A 23,971-nucleotide genomic window follows, 5' to 3' on the forward strand; every position below is an offset into this window, starting at 1 on the left:
AGTGCTTGAAACAATAAAAAATGCCCCTGAAGAGGGGCATTTTTTATTGTTCATAAGCGTATTTGATTACATCCAAAATATCGGAAGGAATATTATCAGGAATTACAATGTCATTAGGATTACCATATATTTCTAACGCTACCCTGGTATGTACTTGTTTTTCTGAATTATTGGCTATTATATTTTTAAATTCCTCTAATTGTTGATGTTCTTTTAACTCTTTAAAAGCCAATAGACCATATATATGATTAATGGTGTTTCGGTCAGGATGCCCTGTGGAGTAAGTTGCAATAGAATTATAAAGTTCCTTTGCCTGAATTGGATCACCTGTTTTCTGATAAGCTTTCGCCAATAAAAAATTTTGAGCTCTTTGATCTGGGTCGAATGGTTTACCTACTCCGATGTATTCAGGCCACTCTTTCGCTTTTCTCAAAATGTCGATAGCTTTACTAAATTTTTTCTTTTCTAACAAGTTAACGGCCAAGGCTAAATGGGCACGCTCATAAATAGTTCTGCTCTCGCTAGCATGTTCATATGGTAATACCTTAATTGCCTTGAGTAACTTAACTACTTCACCGTACTCTTCCTTTACCAATAAGCTTTTTGCATGTGCCAAGCCAATGTTGTAATTATTTTTAAAACTTTTATAGGCTTTTTTAGAGAGGGAATAGGCTTGATCATACAGTTTGTTGTCCAAGCAAAAATGGATGTACTCCTCCCAAATTTTCCAGTCGAACTTATTTAAGCTTAAGGCTTTTTCAAAATCTTGATTGATTAAATCTATATTCCTTTCAGAAAGCATTTGAGCTCTAAATCGGTAAAAAACATCAGAAGTTGGTAGCATTTTAAGATTTTCAAGAATGTTATCCGCTTCCTTTTTTCTTCCCACCGCATATAGGTTTTGTGCCAAGTAATATTGGTATTTCCAATGGTCATTCTCGGTAGTAGCCCAATTTAATATATCAAGTGTTTCTGGGCGAAAGGGGTGTACGAAGTCAACAGGTTCTTTGCTTATATCATGCAAAATGTTTGAAGGTCTTTCTTGTTTCTTGTGGGCGTTGATGAAGGCAAGCCATAATCTGTTTTTTACGGTTTCAGAACTGTAGCTTAGAAGCCCATTAGCCTCATTATTCAAACCAACACTTACGTAATCTAGTGCGAGCCCAAGTATAATATCATCGCTTAATTCCGCATCTAAACTAAGCTCTAGGCTAGTTTCTTTATTAAAATGGCTTTCTGCCTGTACAAAAGGATCCAGAGGAAACAATTTTCTATATTCAAATAGTTTTTGCTCAAATTCTTTAACATCACCAGTTAAGCGTGAAACTATTATTTGTACTCTTCTGGCATTTAAGTTATATGTATTGAAATCCAAAGCCTTTTTGGAATACAGTGTTGCTTTTTTTAAGTTTTGATTTAATAGATATAGTTCTGCCATTTGGGCAAAAGCAACCGACCTAAATTTTATATCTCTCGCCGCCCAACCAAAAGATTCTAGTGAGTTAACAAAATCGTTCTTCTTCCTGTAAGCAAGACCAGCTAGATAATTCGCTTTTGTATGATAGGTGTCAAGTGACAAGACCTTGTTTAAAAGTTTCAATGCTTTATCGTAGTTGGCCTTTCTTATTTCAATATCGGCGAGATTTGTCAAAGCTTGCATATGAGAAGGATTCATTGCCAAGACTTCATTAAATTTTTCTTCGGCCAGAGCAAAATCTCGAAACTCAAGGGCTTCTTCTCCTTCAAACAGCAATTGGTCGTTTCCGTTAAGAACAACATTTTCTTTAGGAGCAAAAGGTCTTTTTAACTCTAATTTTTTAGAATCTAAGCTGTAATTGAGGTCAGCGCCTTCAACAATTATTTCAATTTCATCGTTTTCATCGAGGTCAAGGGATTTTTGATAAATTTCCATAGGCTTTAATACCAACATCTCACTATAAAGTTGAGTTCCGTTTTTATAAACTTTTAGCTTATGATTCAATGGTTGAAGGGCATTAAGTCCCACTACTATTTGCCCATTTACTTTGGTGACATTTAAAACACCATAGGGCGAGGCATCTACCATACCTTTAATTTTTTTAAACGGAAACCAAATTTCACTCCAGCTATCCATTGAATAGGGGTCAAAGCCTACTTGACTGATGGGATTGGTCTCACCGGGCGAATATTGATTGAACAACCTTCCTGCTTGAAATTCAATGTATTGGCCTTTTTTGTCAGTTAAAAGGTCTTCCCAAATGCCCCCGGATCTTGAAAGCGCCCATAACCATAATTTTTGTCCTGGCATTTCTTCATAGGGAGCCCATTGTCCAAAGCCAAAATCCGTATCGTGATAATATCCGCCGAAGAAATTTTGATAGGTCCCAACAATATGATAGGATTTAGAAGAGCCGAAATTATTGTTTTTATAAAACGACAAGTCCCTTCCTTCGTCATCAATTGGCCATGAATGCGCTTTTCCTCCATGCTCTAAATGGGCGGTACCGGGAATAAAAAACTGAAGGTCATCGGAAGCTTTTGCTGCGCCCGTCATCCAATTATAGTAAGATTGGGATAAAGGGGAAGCATTGTACCAGTTTACATTGGTCTCAAAATAAGTTTTGTCTTCTTCCAATCGTATTTCTACCTGCCAAGTTGTATTGGAAGGTAAATCCGTGGTACCCACAAAACAACTTACACTACCGTCGTCATTTTTTTTGGTGAGATAATTTACAGGTGTTGCCGTACCGGGATGATGGCCAATAATTCCAAAGTTAAATTCAATCCCACCAGAGGTCCAAGGGCCTCGCATAGCTATATTTCGGAACTTTACCACGTCATTTTTGTAAAGAAATTCTTCTCCTGTACTTTTTTCAATGGCTCCCCAAACCTTACCACCAATTTCAGGTAGTACCAACACTTTTATATAATCGTTTTCTAGGGTAACTACCTTCCATTCTTTTTTTGATGATTGATGCTCGTATTCTTCAAATTTGAAGTAGGGGTATATCTTGGGGTTCTCACTTAAAATTGGTACCGGATTAGGTTTACCGTAATCATAGGTTTCTAATGGGATAGTTTCTTCCCTAATGGTAACATTTTGAGCTCCTATCTTTGAGAATAGTAAATTAAGGCCTAGAAAAAATAATAGTTGTTTGGTGGTAAGATGCATAATTATTTTTAGTTAGAATGGTAATGGTAGGTTGATACGTTATTATTGTTTCTAGCTATTAATAGAAGATGTTGGTCGTTAGCTCTCTTAATGGAGTTTAGTGCCCTGACCTCCCCATTAATGTTGAGACCGCTAATATCATTGGTAACATATTCAAAATTGCCCTTGCCGTCGCCATAAAACAGCGCCCCTTTATTAGCATCATACCTACCGTACTTAACGCGAGTTCCAAAAAAGTTACCGGCCAAAAGGGCATCTAGATTACCATCATTATTAAAATCTTCTATTTGAACGGCATATACAGGAGCGAATTGAGCAGGTAAGGGTAGGGGAACAATTTTAAATTTGCCATCGCCTAAATTCTCAATGTAAGAACTAGCAAAATTGTAGGCATTTAGAATCGTAGCATCAGATAGCTCTTCACTAGAGAAAATATCCGTTATTTTCTGGTCCGCATAGTCGGAATAATTTACATATCTGTTTTTGAGGGCACTTAGCTGGCCTACCAAATCATCTTTTGAATATATCGGATAACTCTCTCCCATATTATATGAAGTTAGAATAGGGTCAAGAGATCCATTGGAATCAAAATCTTTTGAATAAAGTTGAACAGGCTCCTCCAAAGAGGCCTTCAACTGGGAGTTTAGACCAAAGTTTCCTACTATAAAATCCTCATCCCCGTCATTATCAAAATCTCCTTTTTCTATAGTATTGTACCAGCCCTCTGTATTCTCCAATCCGGAGTTCTGACTTTCGTCGACAAATACTCCGTTGACATTCATCAAGATTTTTACGGACATAAATTCTCCAACAACTATTAAATCTTGTTTGCCATCTTCATTTAAATCAAACCATTGAGCATCGGTAACCATGCCAATGGTTTGTAAACTTTTGGCAAGTGTTGTGGTAACAACAGAAAATTGCCCCTTTCCGTTATTTTCTAGTAAAAAGCTTTGTGGCCCTGTAGGATACTTTCCTGGTACGGAACGGCTTCCTATGAACAAATCTATATCTCCGTCACCATCATAATCGGCGGCTTTTACACAAGAACCGTTTGCAGATATTCTGGGGAGTGCGTTCTGACTAAGTCTAAAATGCCCTTTGCCGTCATTCAGAAACAACCTGTCTTTTAGATGAACTGATTCAATTTCGTTTTCATGCCCACCGCTTACCACATATAAATCTTTGTCTCCGTCATTATCGGCGTCAAAGAAAAGCGCATCTACATCTTCAAATTCATCATCGCTTTCAATGGAAACACCTGAAAAAGCCCCATTTTTATTTTGCAGGAAAAGTTTACCTAGTTGCCCCTTGGCTCCGCCAATATAAAAGTCTTCCAGTCCATCTGAATTGACATCGGCTACCGATAAAGCCGGCCCCTCAGTTGATAATTTATGGGGAAGTAACTGCTCTCTTTTAAAATCTATGTAGTTGTTTTCAGAATGCTGAAAAGTTATAATGCTATCGGCATCAATATTGGAGAATAAGGTTTTGCTCGCTCCTTTTTCGATTGTGACGGAATCATGAGCTTTATTTTGATCAATTAAAATCTTTTGATTGATGCCGACGTTTAGGAGTGTTTGGTTTTGGTTGTTAGGCCAAAGGACAGAGACACTTTTTATCTGTGTTTCCTGACCCAAACCAAATAATAAATTATAATCTACGGATGACTGAAAGCCTCTTGTTGGCATCATTTCTTGAGAAAGGGATTTATGCTCAGTCTCTACCGTTACCTTTGCCCCGATTCCATAGGAATTATTCCCTATACCTTTTAAAGAGACCTTAAGGAAGTTATTCTTTGCTAAAAGTTCACCATTGTTTCTGTAAATAAAGGCTCTTTCATCCGTATTGTTAACGATAAGGTCTAGGTCTCCGTCATTGTCCAAATCAGCGTAAGCAGCGCCGTTGGACAAGGTTTCTTGATCAAGTCCCCATTGCTTGTTTACTTTCATAAAAGAGAATCCATCCAAGTTTTTATAGGTATAATTTTCCTCAATACTTGAGGGTATATTTTGCAGGAGGTTATTAATGGCAGTCTCGGCCCCAACTTTACTTTCCTCCATTTTTTGTTGAACTGCATAATTCATAAAATCCATATTCGTGTAATCTCGTTTCACGCCATTGGAGATAAATAAATCTTTATATCCGTCATTATCCAAATCTGCCCATAGCGGTGCCCAACTCCAATCGGTTGAATGAATACCGGATAATTGCCCTATTTCAGAAAATGATTGACCCTGGTTATTAAGGTGCATCATGTTTCTCATAGATTGGTGATGAAAGCCAGAATTAACCAAAAATTGAAACTTATCATAGTTATCAGGTCCTGATACCATTTTCTGTCTGTAATTGCTTTCGGGCAACATATCTAAAGTCATAATTTCAGGGTATCCATCATTGTTGATATCCGCAATATCAGATCCCATTGAAAAATGGGATGTATGGCCTATAAAGTCTGAAAGGCTTTCGGTAAAAGTTCCGTCCTGATTATTTATGTACAGATAGTCTTGTTCATTGAAGTCGTTGGATATGTATATATCTGGCCAAGAATCATTATTAACATCTGAAACAGATGCAGATAAGCCAAAGCCAAGCACGTTGGAAACAAGACCTACCTCGTCGTTGGAAATTAGAAACTCTCCATTCTTATTAATGTAGAAATGATCTTCAAAATAGGGGTTCCTTTTTGTTTTTAAGCTTTTGGATAAGTTTCTGAAACTTGCATATTCTTGAATGGAATGATTGACGACATAGAGGTCTAAATCGCCATCTTTATCATAATCAAAAAAAGTACCTTGAGAAGAATATCCTGGATCATCAATACCATATTCGGCCGCCTTTTCAGTAAATGTTAAGTTTCCATTATTAACAAAAAGTAGATTTTTTCTTTTGAATTCATCTTTGGCCGCAGATCTACAAACGTATATGTCTAAATAGCCATCTGCATTTATATCCACCATGGTTGTTCCCGTATTCCATAAACCTTCTGCAAATACACCTGCTTCTTTTGCGATTTCCTCGAACTCAAAATTTCCTTTATTCAAATAGAGATGACTGCCCACCATACTACCAGTAAAATAAATGTCTTGTAGGCCATCATTATTAATATCACCGATAGCAACGCCACCGCCATTATATATATAACCGTAAGTAAGAATATTGAACTCTTCCGTTTCCTTTAAAATGTTTTTAAAGCTGATATTGGTTTTGTTCTCTGACATTAACGTAAACATTTTTGACTGATCGTCTTTTTCGCAGCCTACTGATATAATTATAAGTGCGGCAATTGGGAACAAACGTTTTAAAAGAGGTGAAGACATATATATTGATTTATTTTCTGAAGTTAGCGAAAATTGAATTTTAGACATTCCTGTCTTGTTAAGAAATAAAAAACCTGTAGGATTTTAGGGCCTACAGGTTTTAATATTAATAAACAAATAAATTAAAATCTATCTTAAAAGTTTGGCCCGCCGGTATCCCACCAAAGTCTGGTGTTAATTTCATCTGGCCCACCTAACTTAGAAGTTCCATCTGCAACCGATGCAGGATTATTTTCTCTTTCTGAATTAGGGAATGGCATTCTTTTTATCCATTCGTCATCAGGTACAATACCCCAGTCAGCATTACTTGCATTAAAGTATACCAGTGGTAGTTTTGGATAGCCAGTTCGTCTGAAATCTACCCATGCCTCCATCTCGTTTGTGTATGCGGCAATCCATTTTTGGGTAATTATTTTTTCCAGTTTTGTTTCGTTATCCGCACCTTCATCCCATGCAACAGTGTTAGTTATTCTATTGGTAAAATCATTCACAGCACCTTCGTAAACTGGGTCATCATAGTCTATTGGTAAACTTGTATTGTCAGCTAGGTACGCATCAGCCCCAGCAGCTCCCCATAGTTCAAAGGAGGCCTTCACACCGGCTTCATAATTTGCTTGTGCATCTCCTGCACCTTCCCATCCTCTTAAAGCGGCTTCGGCCTTTAAGAAAAATACTTCGTCTACACTCATCACTTTTCTAGTCGTAACCTTACCCGGGTCATTAAAACTAATGTCTATGGTTGAGAATGGAATATGATCATCTTTTGCGATTAACTCACCACCATTTCTGATTCCCTTATAAGGCCATTCTGGGTGATCAGATACCAGGGACATATCGTCTACAGGATCAAAGAATGAGTGGATTCTATTATCTTGATAACCTATCAAAATTGATTCCATGGTGGCACTCATACGAGTATCATTCCACTCAAAACAAATTTGAGCTGGGTGAAATTTATTCCCGTAAAGGGAAAGATTAAAGTTGTCACCGTTGGACTCCATTAGACCAACAGGATCTGCAAGAGCTTTTTCTCCTTCGGCCTTTGCCAATGCGGGATCTACCTTGGAAATTCTCATTGCCAATTGCAATCTCAATGAGTTTGCAAACCTGGCCCATTGGGCAACATCACCGCCGTAACTAGCGTCAAAGTCAGATAATCCAGTATAATCGGTATTTTCGCTAAATACACTGATAATTCTATCTAGATCGCTAAAGAAGGCAGCATATAATTCAGGTTCGCTATCATAAAGGGCACCGCCTTCATCTCCAAAATTAGAATAAATCATTGGACCATAATAAGTTGTAGCCCTAGAAATTGAAACCACTTTGATAAGGTTAGCCCACTCTACAAAAATGTTATAACCATCTGCTTCTGCAATTTCAATAACCTGTTTTGCAGGAGCCATGATATTGTCATACTGAAGATCCCATAATCTATTCCATCTAATATAATACGTAGTGTTATTTACGTTGCCAACAAATGGCGTTGGCTGTGCTAAATGTTGTGCAAAAGATGTAACCGCTAAGTTGTGATCAATCTGTATACCAAAAAGACCGCTTAACATATTGGGATAAAATGCCCCAACGTGATTAAAATCTTGCTTTAAGGATTCTGTGGATATTTCGTACGGATTGGTATTCGTTTCCTCAAAGTCGTCCGTACAGGCACTTACTCCTAGGAGAAGTAGTGATATATATAGAAACTTTTTCATATTATTTTTTTTAGAAAGTTAGTTTAAGGTTAAATCCATAAGTACCTGTGGATGGCAAGTTGAAATTGTCTAAACCTTGGGCATTTTGGTTGGTACTAATGGCAAGTTCTGGATCAAATGGAGCGTCTTTATAAAAGAAAAACAAGTTGTTACCAATAAAGGAAAGACTGGCCGCTTTTATAGGTAAGTTTATTTTAGACATATCAAAATTATATCCTATTGAAAGCTGGCTTAGCTTCACGTTAGTCCTATCATAAACATAGGCTTCTCCAACACCGTTTCTGTCACCAATAGCTCTATACCAGGTTTCTGGATCAACACTTGTAACGGCGGTACCGGTTTCTTCATCAAATCCGTTTACGGTTACAGAACCTGCGTCTCTGGCATCTGCTGATACTTGAGACACGCCGTACCCATCTAACATAGACTGTGTCTGGCTGAATACTTTACCTCCAAATTTGGCATTTATAAGTGCACCAAAGGTAAATCTCTTATAACTGAGGCTGTTGTTCCAACCTAAACTAGCTTTCGGATCTAGATTACCGATAAGTTCTGGTAAATCTGTTTTTCTTGGAGCTCCTTCACTAAATAGAATTCGTCCTTGGTCATCTCTCAAGAATTTAAATACATATAGGTCATTGAATCTACCACCTTCAACCAGACGGGAATAGTAACCTTCTGAAGAACCTAGGTTAAATATTCTTTCATCATCAGGACCTATATCTATTACCTCATTCCTGTTTAACGTAAAGTTAAGGGAAGAACTCCATTCAAAATTTTCGTTTTGAACAGGAATTGTGTTTAAAGTGATTTCGACACCTTTATTTTGAATTTCTCCAGCGTTTATATACTCTTGAGTAAACCCTCCTTCACCAGATGTTGTTGGAACTGCTATGTATTGGTCTTCACTTTTGATATTGTAGTAAGTAAAATCCAATCCGAGTCTATTTTGAAAGAAACGAAGGTCGAAACCAACTTCAGAACTTGTAATGATTTCAGGCTTGGCATCCAAGAATGGTCTAGTTGTATTTCTTTGAACACCACCATTTGCCGTAATGGTATTTTGTGGATTTATACGGTTAAAAGGTACTTCATTACCAACCTGGGTCCAAGATCCTCTTAATTTGGCAAAACTAACAGCTTCTGGCATATCAATCATCTCGTTCAATAAAGCGGTCACACCGATGGAAGGATAGAAGTAAGAATCGTTACCGGTAAGTGCCAATGTTGAGGCCCAATCATTTCTACCGGAAACATCTAGAAATAACATTTCTTTATAACCCAATTGCGCATTAAGGAATACACCTTCTTTAATAACAGTTCCACTTGAAATTGATCTTACCTGAACATTGGTAGGCAGATTTTGAAAGTAAAATTCATTAGGATATAGTAGACCTAGAGTACCGGTGTTTGTCTGTACACCAATTCCGTATTCCGTTTTTTGGTAACTAGCTCCCAATGATGTATTTAGGCTAAAGTTTTCGCTTAAATCAGTATTGTAATTCAAAATGGCATCCGTATACAACAATTTATCCTCATATTTTTGATAATCCCATGCTCCATTTGGATGCACATTGGTTGAATTAGATGTAGCAGCATGTTGTTGTTCCTTTAAAACCGTTGCATAATCGTAATTACCTCTAACTTGTATATTCAAGTTATCTGCAATATCATAACGGAGACTTAAGTTACCTATAAAACGGTCTCTTTTATCTTTTAGAGGTTCATTGTTAATTATCCAATAGGGGTTAGACTGATGGTGATCAGAAACAAACCAATTTTGTGACATGATGTTACGAGTTTCATCAAAAACCTCATAATTGTTTTTATAGTTATAAAAGTTTCTATTCCTTGGAAAGAAATAAAGCCCGGTCAATGGGTTTAGATAATAACCAGAAGGTAATCTATTTCTACTACTTTCAAAGGCGCCAATAACATTGGAAGTAACAGTAACCTTATCGTTGAACAACTTAGTAGACTGTTTAAACGTAAAGTTGTTTTTTAAGTATTTGTTCATAGGAGTTATACCCGTAGCACTAATGTTACCGTACGAAAAATATGCTTGTGTTTTCTCGGTTCCCCCACTTATACTTACGGAATTAAAAAAGTTATGACCAGTTTGGAAAAAATCTTCAACGTAGTCATTTTGATAGTCACCGGGAGTTGTATCCCAACTTTCTTTTGCAGTACCAACTGCACCATATTTATATTGAAGATCGGGGAGTTCTAAATAATGCTCAAATGTGTAGCTACTATTTACGGTAACAGTTGCTTTTCCTTCCGCACCACTTTTTGTGGTAATTAAAACGACACCGTTAGCACCTTGACTACCATAAAGAACTGCTGCATTAGCACCTCTTAGAATACTAATACTTTCAATGTCGTCAGGGTTTAGGGCAGAAAGCCCATCTCCGCTATCAGTTCCTCCCCACATACCTGGTTGACCTCCTTTATTGTTGGCCATTGGAATACCATCAATTACGAAAAGAGGAGAGCTATCACCACTAAGTGACTTGTTTCCCCTTAAAAGTATTTTGGTAGATCCACCGGCACCTGAGCTACTTTTCTTGATCTCTACCCCCGCTGTTTTACCGGATAGCGCATTCATAAAGTTAGGGTCCCTAGTTTTGGTTAATTCATCAGATTTTACGGTCTGTTGAGCATAGGTAAGAGTTTTTTCCTGTCTTTTAATACCTAAGGCCGTCACTACAACCTCATCCAGTTGACTAGCATCTTCTTCAAGTGCCATGTTAATAGTTGAGGAGGTACCTACCTCGGTACTTTGGCTTTTCATACCTAAGTAGGAAAAAACCAAGATGTCTCCTTCTGCAGCTTCAATGGTGTAATTTCCATCAAAATCTGTTTGCGTTCCTGTAGTGGTTCCTTGAACCAAAACATTTACGCCAGGCAACGGTGAACCGTCGTTTGCGTCTGTAACCGTTCCGGTCACTGTTTTACTTTGCGCCAGTATTGGGAGAGTTCCCATAAAAAGCACAAAACACATAACAAGTCTTTTAATCATAATGTTTGTTTTAGTGTGAAGTTAGTTTAACATTTTATTAAGGTTCTGTGAATTTAAACTAAAATTCTTAAGAGGCAAGAAGATTTTGACTAAAATGTGTTCGAACACAACATTTTGCAAAAAAATACTTGATTATCTGGCAGATTGTTAAGGAAGTTTTCTTGTTAATATATTATTCCAAATAGTACCCAACGTTCTCTGAGGTTATTATATCAATTGGTAAAAGCATTCTAGAGGGAACATCTTTACCAAATAAAAAATGTTCTGCAAAATAATTGATGCTCAAATACGCTTGCCTTTTAGGTTTTTGATGAATCAAAAATTCAATTTTACCCTGCTTTAAATAAGAGATATTTTCATCCAGTAAATCGTATCCTATAATCACCATTTGTTCAAAACCTTTGATGTTCGCTACTAGATCTGCAATTCTATGCGCTTTGGAATTGGTAATGAAAATGGCTTTTAGATCTTCATTCTTTTTTAGGAAAATTGAAACTTGTTCGTCAAACTCTTCTTCCTCTTCTGTATTAAAGTTTTCACATAGTATCTGATGGGAAGAATTATTTTTCTCCTTAAAAAAGGATTTGAAACCATCCTCCTTCAATTCCATATGGGCTTCCTTATTGATATGGACAACGGCAATTTTACTGTCATTTTTTACAATCTTATCTACTAGGCCGGCTGCTACCTTACCACTCTGAATCAAGTCCTGTCCAACAAAAATTTCCCCATTAAGGGTATTGATATAGTTGTTGAAAAGGGCCGCCCAAATTTTTGCTTCTCTACATTCCTTTAGAATACTGATGGATTCTTCCTGAAATAAGGGAGCCATAAGTATTACATCTGGTTTGGACGCTAATATTTCCTTTGATTTAGTTGTAAAGGATTCTACATAATGGGGATGGTACAAAAATTGGTCTACTATAACGCCAAACGGTTTAAATTCCTTTATGGCTTCCTTAATTCCCAGCTCCGCCGGTTTCCAATAGGGATCTATTTTCCAATCTGGCATTAGAACGCAAATTCTGTAGAGTTTGTTTCTTTTGAGATTACGTGCTATGGGATTGGGTTGATAATCTATTTCACTTAATACTTTTTTTACCTTATCATGGGCCTTTTGAGATACTTTGCCTCTTTTGTGAAGAACTCGGTCTACGGTTCCTTTGGAGACACCGGCTAGGCGAGCGATGTCTTTAATGGTGTGTTGTTTTTTGGACATTTAGGAAGGAAGTGGTTAGCTATTTTCTGCTAAAACGTTTTAGCAATTGTCTTCTCAAAGATAATTTTTTTGTTAATAAATGCTAATTATTGCTCTTACAACAATGCTTATTTAACAAATCGTCAAAATTATAGGAAGTCTAGAATCGATTTTAATTATTGATAGGTGGTTTTTTTAGAAATCTATCAAAAAGCTCAAAAGCCATAGCAATGACAATTACCAAGGCGGATCCAATGAAGTTGAGCCACAAATATCCAAGTTTTTCTTCCCCTGAAGGGTAGATGAAAATCAAGCTGTAGAAGAGAACGAAAACAATCAATTGAGTTAGGATTGCTGCGAAAAAAACGGCATTACCCTTTACAAACTTAAAGAAGAATGCCAGTAGAAAAATACCTAGTACATTCCCATAAAATATGGAGCCAATTATATTTACTAATTGAATCAGGTTATCAAAAAGATTGGCGAAACTCGCTATCAGAATGGCCAATATTCCCCAGATTAATGTAAAAATCTTGGTAGACTTTACGTACTCTTGCTCGCTTAGTTCCTTTTTGTTGTTTCTTTTATAGAGGTCCAGTGCGGTAATGGTTCCCAATGCATTTAATTCTGAAGCCGTAGAAGACATGGCCGCTGAAAGAATTACTGCAAGTAACAAACCTATGAGGCCTTTGGGTAAATTGTTCAGGATAAAATGTATAAAGACATAATCTTTGTCATTGGTTTCTATAGTTTCGTCAGCCTCTGAAATTAGAGCTTTTGCGGCAGCTCTATTGGTGCTATCCTTGACATTCAGGTTAATAATCTGTTGTTTGGCATCTTCAACAGCGGCATACTCCTTAAGTTCCAAGGCTGTGGAAAATTTGTTCAAAGCAATTTTTTTGGCTTCTTCCAACTCTATTTGACCTTCTTGAAGTATCTCGTAATCCTTTGATTGATCAGATTGCATTACCGCAGCAGTTGCGGCAGGATTAAAGTTAAGTGGTGATGGGTTGTACTGATAAAAAACGAATACCATAACCCCTACTAGAAGAATAAAAAATTGCATAGGTATCTTAAAAATACCGTTAAAAACCAATCCTAATTGACTTTCCCTAATGGACTTTCCTGATAGGTAGCGCTGAACTTGGCTTTGGTCCGTTCCAAAATAGGCCAAAGCCAAAAATAACCCGCCGGTAATGCCGCTCCAAAAGGTATACCTGCTTTTAGGGTCAAAACTGAAATCTATAATATCCAATTTATCCGTGGCGCCGGCAATTTTCATTGCCTTGGTTAAATTGATATCCGCGGGTAAATGCCCTAAAATAAAAAAGAAGGTGATGAACATACCGGTCATGATTATGAACATCTGCTGTTTCTGTGTAACACTTACAGCTTTGGTTCCTCCGGAAACGGTGTAAATAATGACAAGGATACCAATAATTATGTTGAGCGTTCTTAAATCCCAGCCCAATACGGCGCTTAGTATAATGGCCGGAGCATAAATCGTAATACCTGCGGCCAGTCCCCTTTGAATTAAAAAAAGAATAGCAGCAAGAGACCGTGTTTTTAAGTCAAACCTATTTTCTAAAAATTCATAGGCAGTATAAACCTTTAAATTGTGATAAATAGGAACAAAGACCAAGCAAATGATAATCATTGCCAAGGGCAGTCCTAAGTAGAATTGAACAAACCCCATGCCCGAATGAAATGCTTGACCCGGTGTGGATAAAAAAGTGATGGCGCTTGCTTGGGTTGCCATGACGGACAAACCTATAGTCCACCATTTGGCATCTTTACCCCCTCCTACATAGTCACTAACGTTGTTGCTTCCTCTTGTTTTCCAGACCCCATAGGCAACAATAAAAAGAAGTGTTCCAGATAATATGATCCAATCAAGTATTCCCATTTTACTTAAAGGATATCATTATGAAGCAGAATACCAATACATAAATTACATTAAGTATAAGTACAATGGAGTATTCTTTCTTCCAATTAGAATTGTCTAGCATTCTTATCCTTTTACTTTTTGGTGGTTGGGTGCATTTTTACCCAGTGAAATTAAATTGGCGAACAATTTATACGCCCCTGGCACCCCGGCAGGTAATTCCCTAAAAAAGCTTAATCCTGTATAAATATAGTTTCCTTTACCGTATGGAGCTATTAGGAGACTGCCCTTCTTGGAAGATTCGCCTTTATCCTTCATTGAAAGGATGGGCGTAAACTCTTTGGACCATTTATTGGGAAAATATAAGCCTCTTTCCTGTACCCATCCTTCAAAATCGGAGGATGAAATTTTATTGGGTGAATTAATTACCGGATGGTTCTTCTCGATAATGGTAACTTCCGAATTTTCATCCGTAACCCTATCCCTGGAAATGGAAAGAGGGTAGGGGGCAATATTATCAAATTGTTTGCTCCATCTACCGGCAGTATTATACTGTACAATTAAGTTACCGCCATTCTCCACGTAATCAAATAGATGTTTTTGTTTAAAGTTGAGTTCATTTACCACATTATAGGCTCTTATCCCCACTACTACGGCATCATATTTATCCAATGAGCCTGAGGAAATCATGCTTGGAGTGATTGTGTGTACAATATAGCCTATTTGTTTTAGACTCTCTGGAACATTATCCCCGGCACCTACAATATAGCCAATGTGTTGACCGCTTTTATGAATGTTTAGTCGTACAACCTTAACGTCTGAGGGCAGTAAAATAGATTGCTTTGGAATATGGTCATAATCAATGGTCACCAATTCCTTTGAGACCGTTTCTCCATTAATATGTAAGCTAGGCGTAAGTATACCTTCGTTCTCGTTATTAGGCGGAGTGACTTCAAAAAATACAGTTTGAGAATCCCCTTTTTTCAAGATTTTAAAATCTACCTCCTTTGTTTTAATACCCCAACCTTCGGAAGCATTTAAATTTAACTGTCCGCTAACGTTGTTCTCATGGGCAGTTACGGTCACCGGAATTTCCTTGGTATCCCCATCGGCAAAAATAATCACCTTGTCCGTAATGCTTGCGGTGGCCTTGGGAAGAATATCAAAAGGCTCAAAAATCTCGCCTTTGTCCGGTTGGGCATATCTGAATTTAACTGGTTTTTCAAAAGTTATTGGGGTGCCATTTATATCTATTTCAAACTGAACCTGTAGTGCAGCCGGTGTCTCCGGTAATCCAATCAACAACGGGTCGTCTACACGATACATGCCTAGGCTCCCTTTTTCTTTTAACCAATAGGGGCTTGTGTACGCGGTGTTTTCAGGAAGGATTAAAGAAGTTTCATAGGTTTTCTTAACATTGAAACCCAGTTTTTCCGTAGGTTTTAAAATAGTATTAGTGGGTTGTATTCTTATATTTTTTAATAGGAAGTTTGATTTGCTTCGGTTGACGACTTCCATTCCAATTTCAACGGTAGAACCTGGGTTGCTGGAAGTGGCGTTTGCTGTCGCCTCCATATAAAGTCCACTAACTTGCAGTATAAGGTTTCTTAGTTCTTTTGATTTTACTTCTTTCCAATGTTCATCCTTCATAGTTTGAAGTAAAGCATAGGCCTTTACCAATTCTGAAATATGTTCAGCCGGATTCTTAAAATTAAAATTGGACTCTACAGCATAGAGAATTTTTCCAATTCCTTCTCCACCTTCAATTCTTGACCACGAAGTATCTATGCCATCAAAAATGTCATTGTTTTTTGGGAGGTCTCCTTTCAATAGTTCAATGTAATCTCCTTCGCTCCCTCTATTGGTTAGGGTGCCAAACCCTTGGCATAGATGTTGGCTCCGGGATAAGGCTGCAATTTCATTGTTAGATTTACCTAAAACAGGGTAATAAGCTCCAATATCTAACTGCAGTAAATTGGTTTTATCCGCTTTTTCAAATTTTTCCTGACTACCATAAAACCACCATGAGGTATTGAAAAAAAGTCTTTTCGGTTGCCAAACTTCCGTATTTTTTAACTGGTTGGGATAGGAATTTGAATCATTGGTAAGGTCAAAAGCTTCAAAGCTCAACATTGCGGATGCTGTATGGTGCCCGTGCGTGGTACCTGGACTTCTATGGTCAAACCTGTTGATAATAACGTCTGGTTTAAATTTTCTTATGGCCCACACCATATCTCCCAAAACTTCCTCTTTGTTCCATATTTCCAAGGTTTCATCAGGGTGTTTGGAAAAACCGAAATCATTGGCCCTGGAAAAAAGTTGTTCCCCTCCATCCACACGCCTTGCAGCAAGTAATTCTTGGGTTCTTAATACGCCTAATAATTCGCGTAGCTCAGGACCAATTAGGTTTTGTCCGCCATCACCCCGGGTCAAAGAAAGGTAGGCGGTACGCGCCTTTACCTTGTTGGATAGGTAGGAAATTAAACGGGTATTCTCGTCATCTGGATGGGCGGCCACATATAAAGCAGAACCCAAAAAATTCAACTTTTGTAATGAATGGTATATTTCTGCTGAGGAATATTGAACAGGGGCTTGTGCTGTGGCGATATTTCGGATAAAGAACAATCCGACAAGAAACACCAAAAGATGACGCATAATGTTGGTTTTTGAGGGTCTGTTTGGACGCTTTGGCAATGAAGCCACTCCTTCAAAGATAGAAAGTTTAAAGGGCTGGGAAGGCTTTTTAGAACTTCTTTAACATATGCAAATCGGCATAAATTAACAACCTACAAAAGGATTAAGTTTCCTCACTGCCATCTGGGGTTTCTTCAGTTTCATAAACTAAGGTTACCGCCTTTTGCATCAATAAATTGTTGGGATATACCAGTAATTCACCATTTTCTTTTCTAAGGCTTATGTGAAAGGCCTTAATATCCTCAATTAGATAGGGTTCTTCCGCTTCAATATCCTTATCTAAAATTTTTACGCGATCCCCAATTTTAAAAGGAAACGAAAAGAATAAAATTACGCCGGCCGTTACGTTGCTTAAAATGGACCAACTAGCAAATAGGGCCACGCCTATTACCGCAAAAATGGAGGAGAATACCAATCCTACTTCCTGAAAGTTAATTCCCCAAATAAAAGCAATAATGCCTAAGCTAATTAAAAAGAAAAGAAAGGAAACATACTTGGTTATCAGTATGGTACGTGCTTCTACAATATTACTGATAGAGCCAATCTTTCTTATGGTCTTATCCAATAAATATTTTAAGAAAAAAATGACCGCCAAGGTAATGACGGTGGCCAATATCTGATTTTTGTAACTCCCAAAAAATTCCTCCATAAACTACAGTCCTAAACTATCGCGCAAAGATAAATCCTTATTTCCGTTTTGTTGCCAATAAGGGGTTTTTAAAGTTTCCATTTTGGTAGCTGTAGAAGTCATCTGTTTTGCATTGGGGCCAAATCCACTCTTGGAGGTTTCTGTCCACCCTTGAATGCTATAAGGGAAGTTCTTTTCAAATGTTATTTCGAGCGTTCTCTCCAATTCCGGATAATTAATGGAATAGGTCCTGGTTTCCGTATCTTCACTAAGACTGGCGGTTGCTGCGTAGGCTTTTAGTTCTTTATGGGATAGCCTAATGTATTCCAAAGAGGGAATTATTTGTAATTCCCCTTGAGGCAGATCTTCTGGAGCTATTCTTATTTTGTTCCATATTTCATTCTCTAGGACGGTTTTTTCCAGGTTAAAACTTTGGTCGGCCTCTTTCTCAAAATAGGAGTGGGACATTACCTCAAAGGCATCCCTATTATTAATTTGGGCGTAGACCTGTCCGCACCATTCTTGGGAAGAAAAGGAAATCTTAATTGCATGGTCATTATTAAAGACAGGATAAAAGGAGCTGCTCATAATGTAGTAGGGGTAAATACCCGTTAAATAGTTCTTGGTAGTGTTTAGTTTTAGGACCGATATATTGGAAGGGTTTTGTTGGTCTGCCTTTACTTGTTTATCCAATAAAAAAGGTTCGGTTACATAAATAAGTACGGCTTTCCCATCCCTTGTTTCTCCGTATCGCGCTTGTTGAAGACTGTAGGAAGATATTTCAGCATCACCAGCATACCAATATTCTTTGAACTCGGCATTTAAATTCTTCTTGGCAGGTTTCTCATTTTTAGTTGTAGGTACTTGCTCTTCTGTTACTTTTGGCTTTTCGTTACAGCTTTCAAGAATACAGATAAGCGAAAAAAATAACAAAGTGTACAACTCAAATTTTAGCCAAGTTTTCATGGGTAACTTCTTTTAGTTTCAATAAAACCCTCTCATGGACCTTACCCTCAAAAATAACGAAAAACCTTTATTTTACCATGGCCAAAAGGGTACTATAAACCAGGTGGGTGGGCAACCCAACTACATTGGGATAGGATCCCTTTATTTCTTCTATTCCAATGAGTCCAATCCACTCTTGAATGCCGTAAGCACCCGCCTTATCATAGGGCTTAAAGTTATCTATATAATACGCAATTTCCTTTTTGGTTATCTTTTTAAATTTCACTTGCGTTGTCTGGCTTACCGTTTTTTGGTCTTCCGTTGTACTAAAACAAACAGAGGTAATAACTTCATGCCAATCATTGGATAACGCTTTGAGCATTTTGGTGGCTTCGGAGGCATCTTTAGCCTTGGCCAAAGAGGTATTTTGGTGCCAGACAACAGTATCGGAAGTAATCAGAATTTCGTTAGGGTTTAAAGTGTCAATAAGTGCCGTAGCTTTTAATTCCGCTAGATAAGCAGAGATTTCCCCGGCCTTTAATTCCAAAGGATAAGTTTCCTCAACGCTTTTAACTCTAATTTCAAAATCAAGCCCAAGTTCCATTAAAAATTGCTGTCTTCTTGGAGAACCGGAACCTAAAACAATTTTGTAGTCCTTTAATTTATTAAGTAGCATTTGTTAGTCGTTTGCGGCACTGTAGTTAGACATCCAATCCCCTCTAACTTTAAGAACCTGTTCTATAACATCCCTAACACAACCTTCGCCACCGTTTTTATGCGAAACATAGTGGCTGATAGCTTTAACTTCAGGGACCGCATTTTGAGGGCAAGTAGCAAGGGCCACGGTTTGCATGGGAGGAATATCCGGTATATCGTCACCCATATAGAGCATAGTTTCGGGTTGTACTTCGTATATGTCCATGTATTCTTCAAGAGCGTCCATTTTGTGGTGTGCGCCCAAATAAATATCGGTTACTCCAAGCTCTCTTAGTCTGCTACGTACCCCTTCATTGGTGCCTCCGGAAATAATACAGATACGGTACCCTTTCTGTAGAGCGGTTTTAAGGGCATACCCATCTTTTACGCTCATTTTACGTAGCATTTCGCCATCTGTAGTGATAATAAGGGTGCTATCTGTAAAAACTCCGTCTACATCAAAAACAAAGGTGTCAATATTCTTAAGGTACTCTTTATAGCTCTTTTCCATAGGTTTTTTGAATCGATTCGCTAAGTTCAGTATATATTTTTTTCTGATTTTCTTCTGATAATTGGGCCAAATGCTCCTTCATGGTAATTTGGTCTCCACGTCTTGCCGGACCGGTTTGCGCTTCAAAAGGGGGCATATCTTCCAGCTTCATCACCGTTTCTTTTAATAAGGGTTTTAAAATGTTGAAATCCAGATTGTTTTGTTTCACTATTTCATTTCCTAAGTGTAGGAGGTGATTGGTGAAATTGTTTACAAAAATAGCGCTTAGGTGCAATGTCTTTCTTTGGGCGGATGTTATTTCCCTAACATCGTTGGAAATTTTCAATGCTAGGATTTTTAAAAGCGCAAGATCATTCTTTTGTTCAGCTTCTATACAAATGGGAATTTCGCTAAAACTAACATCACGCTGCTTACTAAATGTTTGTAGGGGATAAAAAACACCGTAACGTTTCAGCTGATGTAGTAGATTTATAGAGGTAGCCCCCGAAGTGTGTACCACCAATCCGTTTAGCCCGAACATAGCCTTTGCAATTTCAGCAATAGCTGAATCCGAAACACAAATAAGGTGAACATCGCAATCCTTGATTTTTGAAAAATCGGTATTTATTAGTTCTGGGTTAACGAAATCTTCCAGTTTCCTTTGATCTCTGGCGGTAACCTGTAGTACCTTTACTTCTGGGGATAGCGATAAAGCTCTGTACAGATGATACGCTACATTTCCGGCGCCAATGATATTAACTGTTATCATAGGGCGAAAATACGCAGATATTTCCGGTTACAACAAAAGGATGGTATGACTTTGGCGGGAATTGCTTTTGACTGAAATTTATAGAGATAAGCTCATTAATCCTAAAACTTCATTAAGATTTAGAAATTACTTTTAAAAAACAATTAACAAATACTGGACCTTATAAAGCCCATCTCAACGCATTGAAATGATAAAAAGGGCGTATTTTTGCATGCTGAAAACCAATTTTAGCCACTTTTATAATGCAAAAGCTCAAAAGTTTACTGTTTTCTACACGTTTAATGTCCATATTGTTTCTGGTTTTTGCGGTGGCAATGGCCTTTGGTACTTTTATTGAAAGCAAATACAGCACAGAAACTGCAAGGATTTGGATATATAATGCATGGTGGTTTGAAGTGATCATGGTTTTCTTTGTTATCAATTTTGTTGGTAATATAAAGAGATACCGATTGCTTCGTCTTGAGAAATGGCCTGTTTTACTGCTACACCTGAGTTGGATCTTAATTATAGTTGGTGCATTCGTAACAAGATATATAAGTTTTGAAGGAATGATGCCCATTAGGGAAGGCCAGTCAGAAAAGGTTTTTTATTCTGATAAGACCTATTTAACGGCTTTGGTTGATGGACAGATTGATGGGCAACCTAGAAGAAAAACGCTTCAAGAAGACCTTATTGTTACAGCAGAGGATATTAAGTCCAATCTTCCATGGGATTCAGATTTTAATGGTCAGCCATTTACCATATCCTATGTAGATTTTATCGATGGGGCAGAAGAGGGCTTGATTCCCAACGAATCAGGAAATGAATACCTTAAAATTGTGGAAGCAGGCGATGGGCAACGTCATGAGCACTTTCTTGAAGATGGGGAAGTGTCCAATATTCACAACGTACTTTTTTCATTGAACAAGGAGACGGAGGGAGCTATCAATATTTTTTATAAGAACGGAGAATACGGTATTAAAACACCCTTTGAAGGTAACTTTATGCGCATGGCCGACCAGTTTCAGGGCACAGTGGTTCAAGATAGCCTTCAGACCTTACAATTACGCTCTTTGTATAACATGGCAGGTATGCAATTTGTAATTCCTGACCCCATTGTTAAGGGAGAATATGGGGTAGTGAAAGTTCCTAAGGAAAAAATGACCGAGGCAACATTAGATGCTTTGGTCGTGGAAATTTCCTCCAATGGGGAAACAGTGCAAAAGAAATTATTGGGAGGTAAGGGCACTGCGGATTTTTCACAAAAAATAACTGTGGGGGGATTGGACTTTATGTTGAGCTATGGATCTAAAGTGTATGAACTTCCTTTTAGTATCAAGCTCAATGATTTCATTGCCGAAAAATATCCCGGTACCGAAAAAGGGTATTCGAGCTTTATGAGTAAAGTCACGGTTCAGGATGAGCGTCCGTTCGATTATGATATATTTATGAACAACATTCTTGATCACCATGGCTATCGTTTTTTTCAATCCAGTTTTCACCCAGATGAAAAAGGAACCATTTTATCCGTAAACCATGATCAGTGGGGTACTTGGATTACGTATCTGGGTTATTTTTTATTGTATGCCGGACTTATGGGAATTATGTTTTTTGGAAAGACCCGGTTCAAGGATTTAGGAAAATCTTTGGTAAAATTGGAGTCCAAGAAAAAGAAGGTGATTTCGGCCTTATTTATGGCTTTTTCCCTAGGTTTGGGAGCGCAGGAGCATACTGTAGATGACGGTCATGACCATACCCAAGTAACTCCAACTCAGTTGCAAATAGACTCATTGATCAATACTACCATTGTTTCAAAGGAACACGCGGAAAAGTTTGGAAAGTTGGTGGTACAGGATGATGCGGGCCGTATGAAGCCCATTCATACATTTTCTTCAGAATTGCTGAGAAAGCTTAGCCTTAAAGATAAGTTCAAGGATATGAATGCCGATCAGGTGTTCTTGTCCATGATGTTGAATCCGCCAGCTTGGTATAATGCGGAATTTTTAGCAATTGACAAAAAAGGGAAAAATGATAGTATTCGGCACGTAATTGGGGTGCCCGAAGGACAGAAATATGCTAAAGCTACCGATTTTTTTGATCAGCGAGGGAACTATAAATTGGAACCTTATTTGAGGGAAGCCACGGCAACGAACATACCGGATAAATTCGAGCAGGATTTTAAGGATGCCAATATCAGGTTAAGTCTGTTAGATCAAGCATTGAGCGGAAGAATTGTGAAAATATTTCCTTTGCTGAACGATGAAAACAACAAATGGATTTCAGCAGTAGAATACCGAGGAGGGCAATACCAAGTGGGTGATAGTCTTTACGGTAATTTCATCAAAAATTCCCTTCCCTACTACTTAATGACTTTGAGAAAGGCGATTGATACAGAAGATTATTCCGGTGCCGATAAGTTACTGGAAGCATTTAAGCAAAATCAAAAAAATCATGGAAGCGAGGTATTGCCCTCGGATACTAAAATTGAAACGGAAGTAGTCTACAATAAACTCGGTATTTTTAACCAGTTGTGGAGGTTATATCCCTTGATTGGTTTGCTGTTCTTTTTTGTTCTGATTTTTCAGATTTTTAAGGATAGGTCCATATGGCGAGCAGCCGTGTATTTTTTTAAAGGAACTATTTTCATTCTGTTTTTATGGCATACCGCCGGGTTGATACTGCGTTGGTATATTTCTGGTCATGCCCCTTGGACCAATGCTTATGAGAGTATACTTTATGTTTCTTGGGCAACCATGGGCATGGGTTTATTGTTCGCTCGAAAAAGTGATATGACTTTAGCGGCCTCCGCTTTTGTTACCGGTATGTTATTGTGGATAGCACACCAAAACTGGGTTGATCCTGCCATTGGCAATTTAGTGCCTGTATTGGACAGTTATTGGCTCATGATACATGTAGCCGTGATTGTTGCCAGCTACGGACCACTCTTTGTAGGAGCTATTCTGGGATTTGTGAGTTTATTGTTAATGATTCTTACTACCAAAAAGAACAAAATACGAATGGACCATAGTATTAAGGAGTTGACAATTATAAATGAGTTGGCACTGACTGTTGGTTTGGTAATGCTCACTATTGGTAACTTTTTAGGGGGGCAATGGGCCAACGAAAGCTGGGGACGTTACTGGGGCTGGGATCCCAAAGAAACCTGGGCCCTGATTTCAATAATGGTCTACGCCTTTGTCATACATATGAGGTTAGTGCCAGGTTTAAGAGGGAAATGGACCTTCAATTTTTTAAGTCTGATTTCTATCGGAAGTATCATGATGACCTATTTTGGGGTTAATTATTATTTGGTAGGTCTTCACAGTTACGGCCAAAGTGGTTCAGCCGCCATAACCCCCGATTACGTATGGTATATTGCCTTGGGGGCCCTGTTTATTGGAGCCCTAAGCTTTTGGCGATATAGGGTTAACTACGTTAAATAGTCAATTTGTTGTTGATAAATAACTATTTATGGTAGGCTT

The 23,971-nt window shown here is 38.0% G+C and carries 13 protein-coding genes; 1 reads left to right on the forward strand and 12 read right to left on the reverse strand.

The window, feature by feature from the left end; all coding sequences use genetic code 11:
• Positions 1 to 43: 43 nt before the first annotated feature.
• The 12 genes from IL355_RS15360 to IL355_RS15415 all read right to left on the reverse strand — a co-directional run bounded on the left by IL355_RS15360 (position 44) and on the right by IL355_RS15415 (position 20,510).
• Positions 44 to 3,151 carry a DUF5107 domain-containing protein gene (locus IL355_RS15360; protein WP_192462998.1) on the reverse strand — a complete coding sequence of 1,036 codons (3,108 nt, stop codon included), beginning with the start codon at positions 3,149 to 3,151 and terminating at the stop codon, positions 44 to 46.
• Between the two features lie 8 nt (positions 3,152 to 3,159).
• The gene (locus IL355_RS15365; protein WP_225621274.1) at positions 3,160 to 6,372 is read right to left on the reverse strand and encodes a VCBS repeat-containing protein; all 3,213 of its coding nucleotides are present in this window, start codon (positions 6,370 to 6,372) and stop codon (positions 3,160 to 3,162) included.
• Between the two features lie 233 nt (positions 6,373 to 6,605).
• The gene (locus tag IL355_RS15370) at positions 6,606 to 8,183 is read right to left on the reverse strand and encodes a SusD/RagB family nutrient-binding outer membrane lipoprotein (protein WP_192463000.1); all 1,578 of its coding nucleotides are present in this window, start codon (positions 8,181 to 8,183) and stop codon (positions 6,606 to 6,608) included.
• Positions 8,184 to 8,193: 10 nt separating this feature from the next.
• Positions 8,194 to 11,205 carry a SusC/RagA family TonB-linked outer membrane protein gene (locus IL355_RS15375; RefSeq protein ID WP_192463001.1) on the reverse strand — a complete coding sequence of 1,004 codons (3,012 nt, stop codon included), beginning with the start codon at positions 11,203 to 11,205 and terminating at the stop codon, positions 8,194 to 8,196.
• A 172-nt stretch (positions 11,206 to 11,377) separates the two neighbouring features.
• Complete coding sequence (locus tag IL355_RS15380; protein ID WP_192463002.1) at positions 11,378 to 12,424, reverse strand: LacI family DNA-binding transcriptional regulator; 1,047 nt, start codon at positions 12,422 to 12,424, stop codon at positions 11,378 to 11,380.
• Between the two features lie 151 nt (positions 12,425 to 12,575).
• Positions 12,576 to 14,309 (reverse strand): sodium:solute symporter, encoded by a 1,734-nt coding sequence (locus IL355_RS15385; protein ID WP_192463003.1) that lies wholly within the window; start codon positions 14,307 to 14,309, stop codon positions 12,576 to 12,578.
• Positions 14,310 to 14,414: 105 nt separating this feature from the next.
• On the reverse strand, positions 14,415 to 16,943 hold the full coding sequence (locus IL355_RS15390; protein ID WP_192463004.1) for a PIG-L family deacetylase: 2,529 nt from the start codon (positions 16,941 to 16,943) through the stop codon (positions 14,415 to 14,417).
• Between the two features lie 142 nt (positions 16,944 to 17,085).
• Positions 17,086 to 17,631: a mechanosensitive ion channel domain-containing protein gene (locus tag IL355_RS15395; protein ID WP_192463005.1), complete on the reverse strand. Its 546-nt coding sequence runs from the start codon at positions 17,629 to 17,631 to the stop codon at positions 17,086 to 17,088.
• Positions 17,632 to 17,634: 3 nt separating this feature from the next.
• Positions 17,635 to 18,576, reverse strand: a complete 942-nt coding sequence (locus IL355_RS15400; protein WP_192463006.1) for a septum formation inhibitor Maf — start codon at positions 18,574 to 18,576, stop codon at positions 17,635 to 17,637.
• A gap of 67 nt (positions 18,577 to 18,643) precedes the next feature.
• Positions 18,644 to 19,231, reverse strand: a complete 588-nt coding sequence (locus tag IL355_RS15405) for a Maf family nucleotide pyrophosphatase (protein WP_192463007.1) — start codon at positions 19,229 to 19,231, stop codon at positions 18,644 to 18,646.
• Positions 19,232 to 19,234: 3 nt separating this feature from the next.
• The gene (locus IL355_RS15410; protein ID WP_187458119.1) at positions 19,235 to 19,762 is read right to left on the reverse strand and encodes a KdsC family phosphatase; all 528 of its coding nucleotides are present in this window, start codon (positions 19,760 to 19,762) and stop codon (positions 19,235 to 19,237) included.
• Positions 19,746 to 20,510, reverse strand: coding sequence for a Rossmann-like and DUF2520 domain-containing protein (locus IL355_RS15415; protein WP_192463008.1), 765 nt, complete (start codon positions 20,508 to 20,510; stop codon positions 19,746 to 19,748). Before IL355_RS15415 ends, IL355_RS15410 begins: the two co-directional genes overlap by 17 nt.
• Before the next feature lie 242 nt (positions 20,511 to 20,752).
• Here IL355_RS15415 and ccsA point away from each other — a divergent pair, with 242 nt between their 5' ends.
• Positions 20,753 to 23,932: a cytochrome c biogenesis protein CcsA gene (gene ccsA, locus IL355_RS15420; RefSeq protein ID WP_225621275.1), complete on the forward strand. Its 3,180-nt coding sequence runs from the start codon at positions 20,753 to 20,755 to the stop codon at positions 23,930 to 23,932.
• Positions 23,933 to 23,971: the final 39 nt, after the last annotated feature.

Origin of the sequence: Euzebyella saccharophila, assembly GCF_014855495.1 — a bacterium.
Lineage (GTDB): Bacteria > Bacteroidota > Bacteroidia > Flavobacteriales > Flavobacteriaceae > Euzebyella > Euzebyella saccharophila.

Excerpts from the sequence above, each read along its gene's own strand:
- IL355_RS15360 (WP_192462998.1), bottom strand. The coding sequence starts at position 3,151 with ATGCATCTTACCACCAAACAACTATTATTTTTTCTAGGCCTTAATTTA.
- IL355_RS15365 (WP_225621274.1), bottom strand. The coding sequence starts at position 6,372 with ATGTCAGAGAACAAAACCAATATCAGCTTTAAAAACATTTTAAAGGAA.
- IL355_RS15370 (WP_192463000.1), bottom strand. The coding sequence starts at position 8,183 with ATGAAAAAGTTTCTATATATATCACTACTTCTCCTAGGAGTAAGTGCC.
- IL355_RS15375 (WP_192463001.1), bottom strand. The coding sequence starts at position 11,205 with ATGATTAAAAGACTTGTTATGTGTTTTGTGCTTTTTATGGGAACTCTC.
- IL355_RS15380 (WP_192463002.1), bottom strand. The coding sequence starts at position 12,424 with ATGTCCAAAAAACAACACACCATTAAAGACATCGCTCGCCTAGCCGGT.
- IL355_RS15385 (WP_192463003.1), bottom strand. The coding sequence starts at position 14,309 with ATGGGAATACTTGATTGGATCATATTATCTGGAACACTTCTTTTTATT.
- IL355_RS15390 (WP_192463004.1), bottom strand. The coding sequence starts at position 16,943 with ATGCGTCATCTTTTGGTGTTTCTTGTCGGATTGTTCTTTATCCGAAAT.
- IL355_RS15395 (WP_192463005.1), bottom strand. The coding sequence starts at position 17,631 with ATGGAGGAATTTTTTGGGAGTTACAAAAATCAGATATTGGCCACCGTC.
- IL355_RS15400 (WP_192463006.1), bottom strand. The coding sequence starts at position 18,576 with ATGAAAACTTGGCTAAAATTTGAGTTGTACACTTTGTTATTTTTTTCG.
- IL355_RS15405 (WP_192463007.1), bottom strand. The coding sequence starts at position 19,231 with ATGCTACTTAATAAATTAAAGGACTACAAAATTGTTTTAGGTTCCGGT.
- IL355_RS15410 (WP_187458119.1), bottom strand. The coding sequence starts at position 19,762 with ATGGAAAAGAGCTATAAAGAGTACCTTAAGAATATTGACACCTTTGTT.
- IL355_RS15415 (WP_192463008.1), bottom strand. The coding sequence starts at position 20,510 with ATGATAACAGTTAATATCATTGGCGCCGGAAATGTAGCGTATCATCTG.
- ccsA (WP_225621275.1), top strand. The coding sequence starts at position 20,753 with ATGCAAAAGCTCAAAAGTTTACTGTTTTCTACACGTTTAATGTCCATA.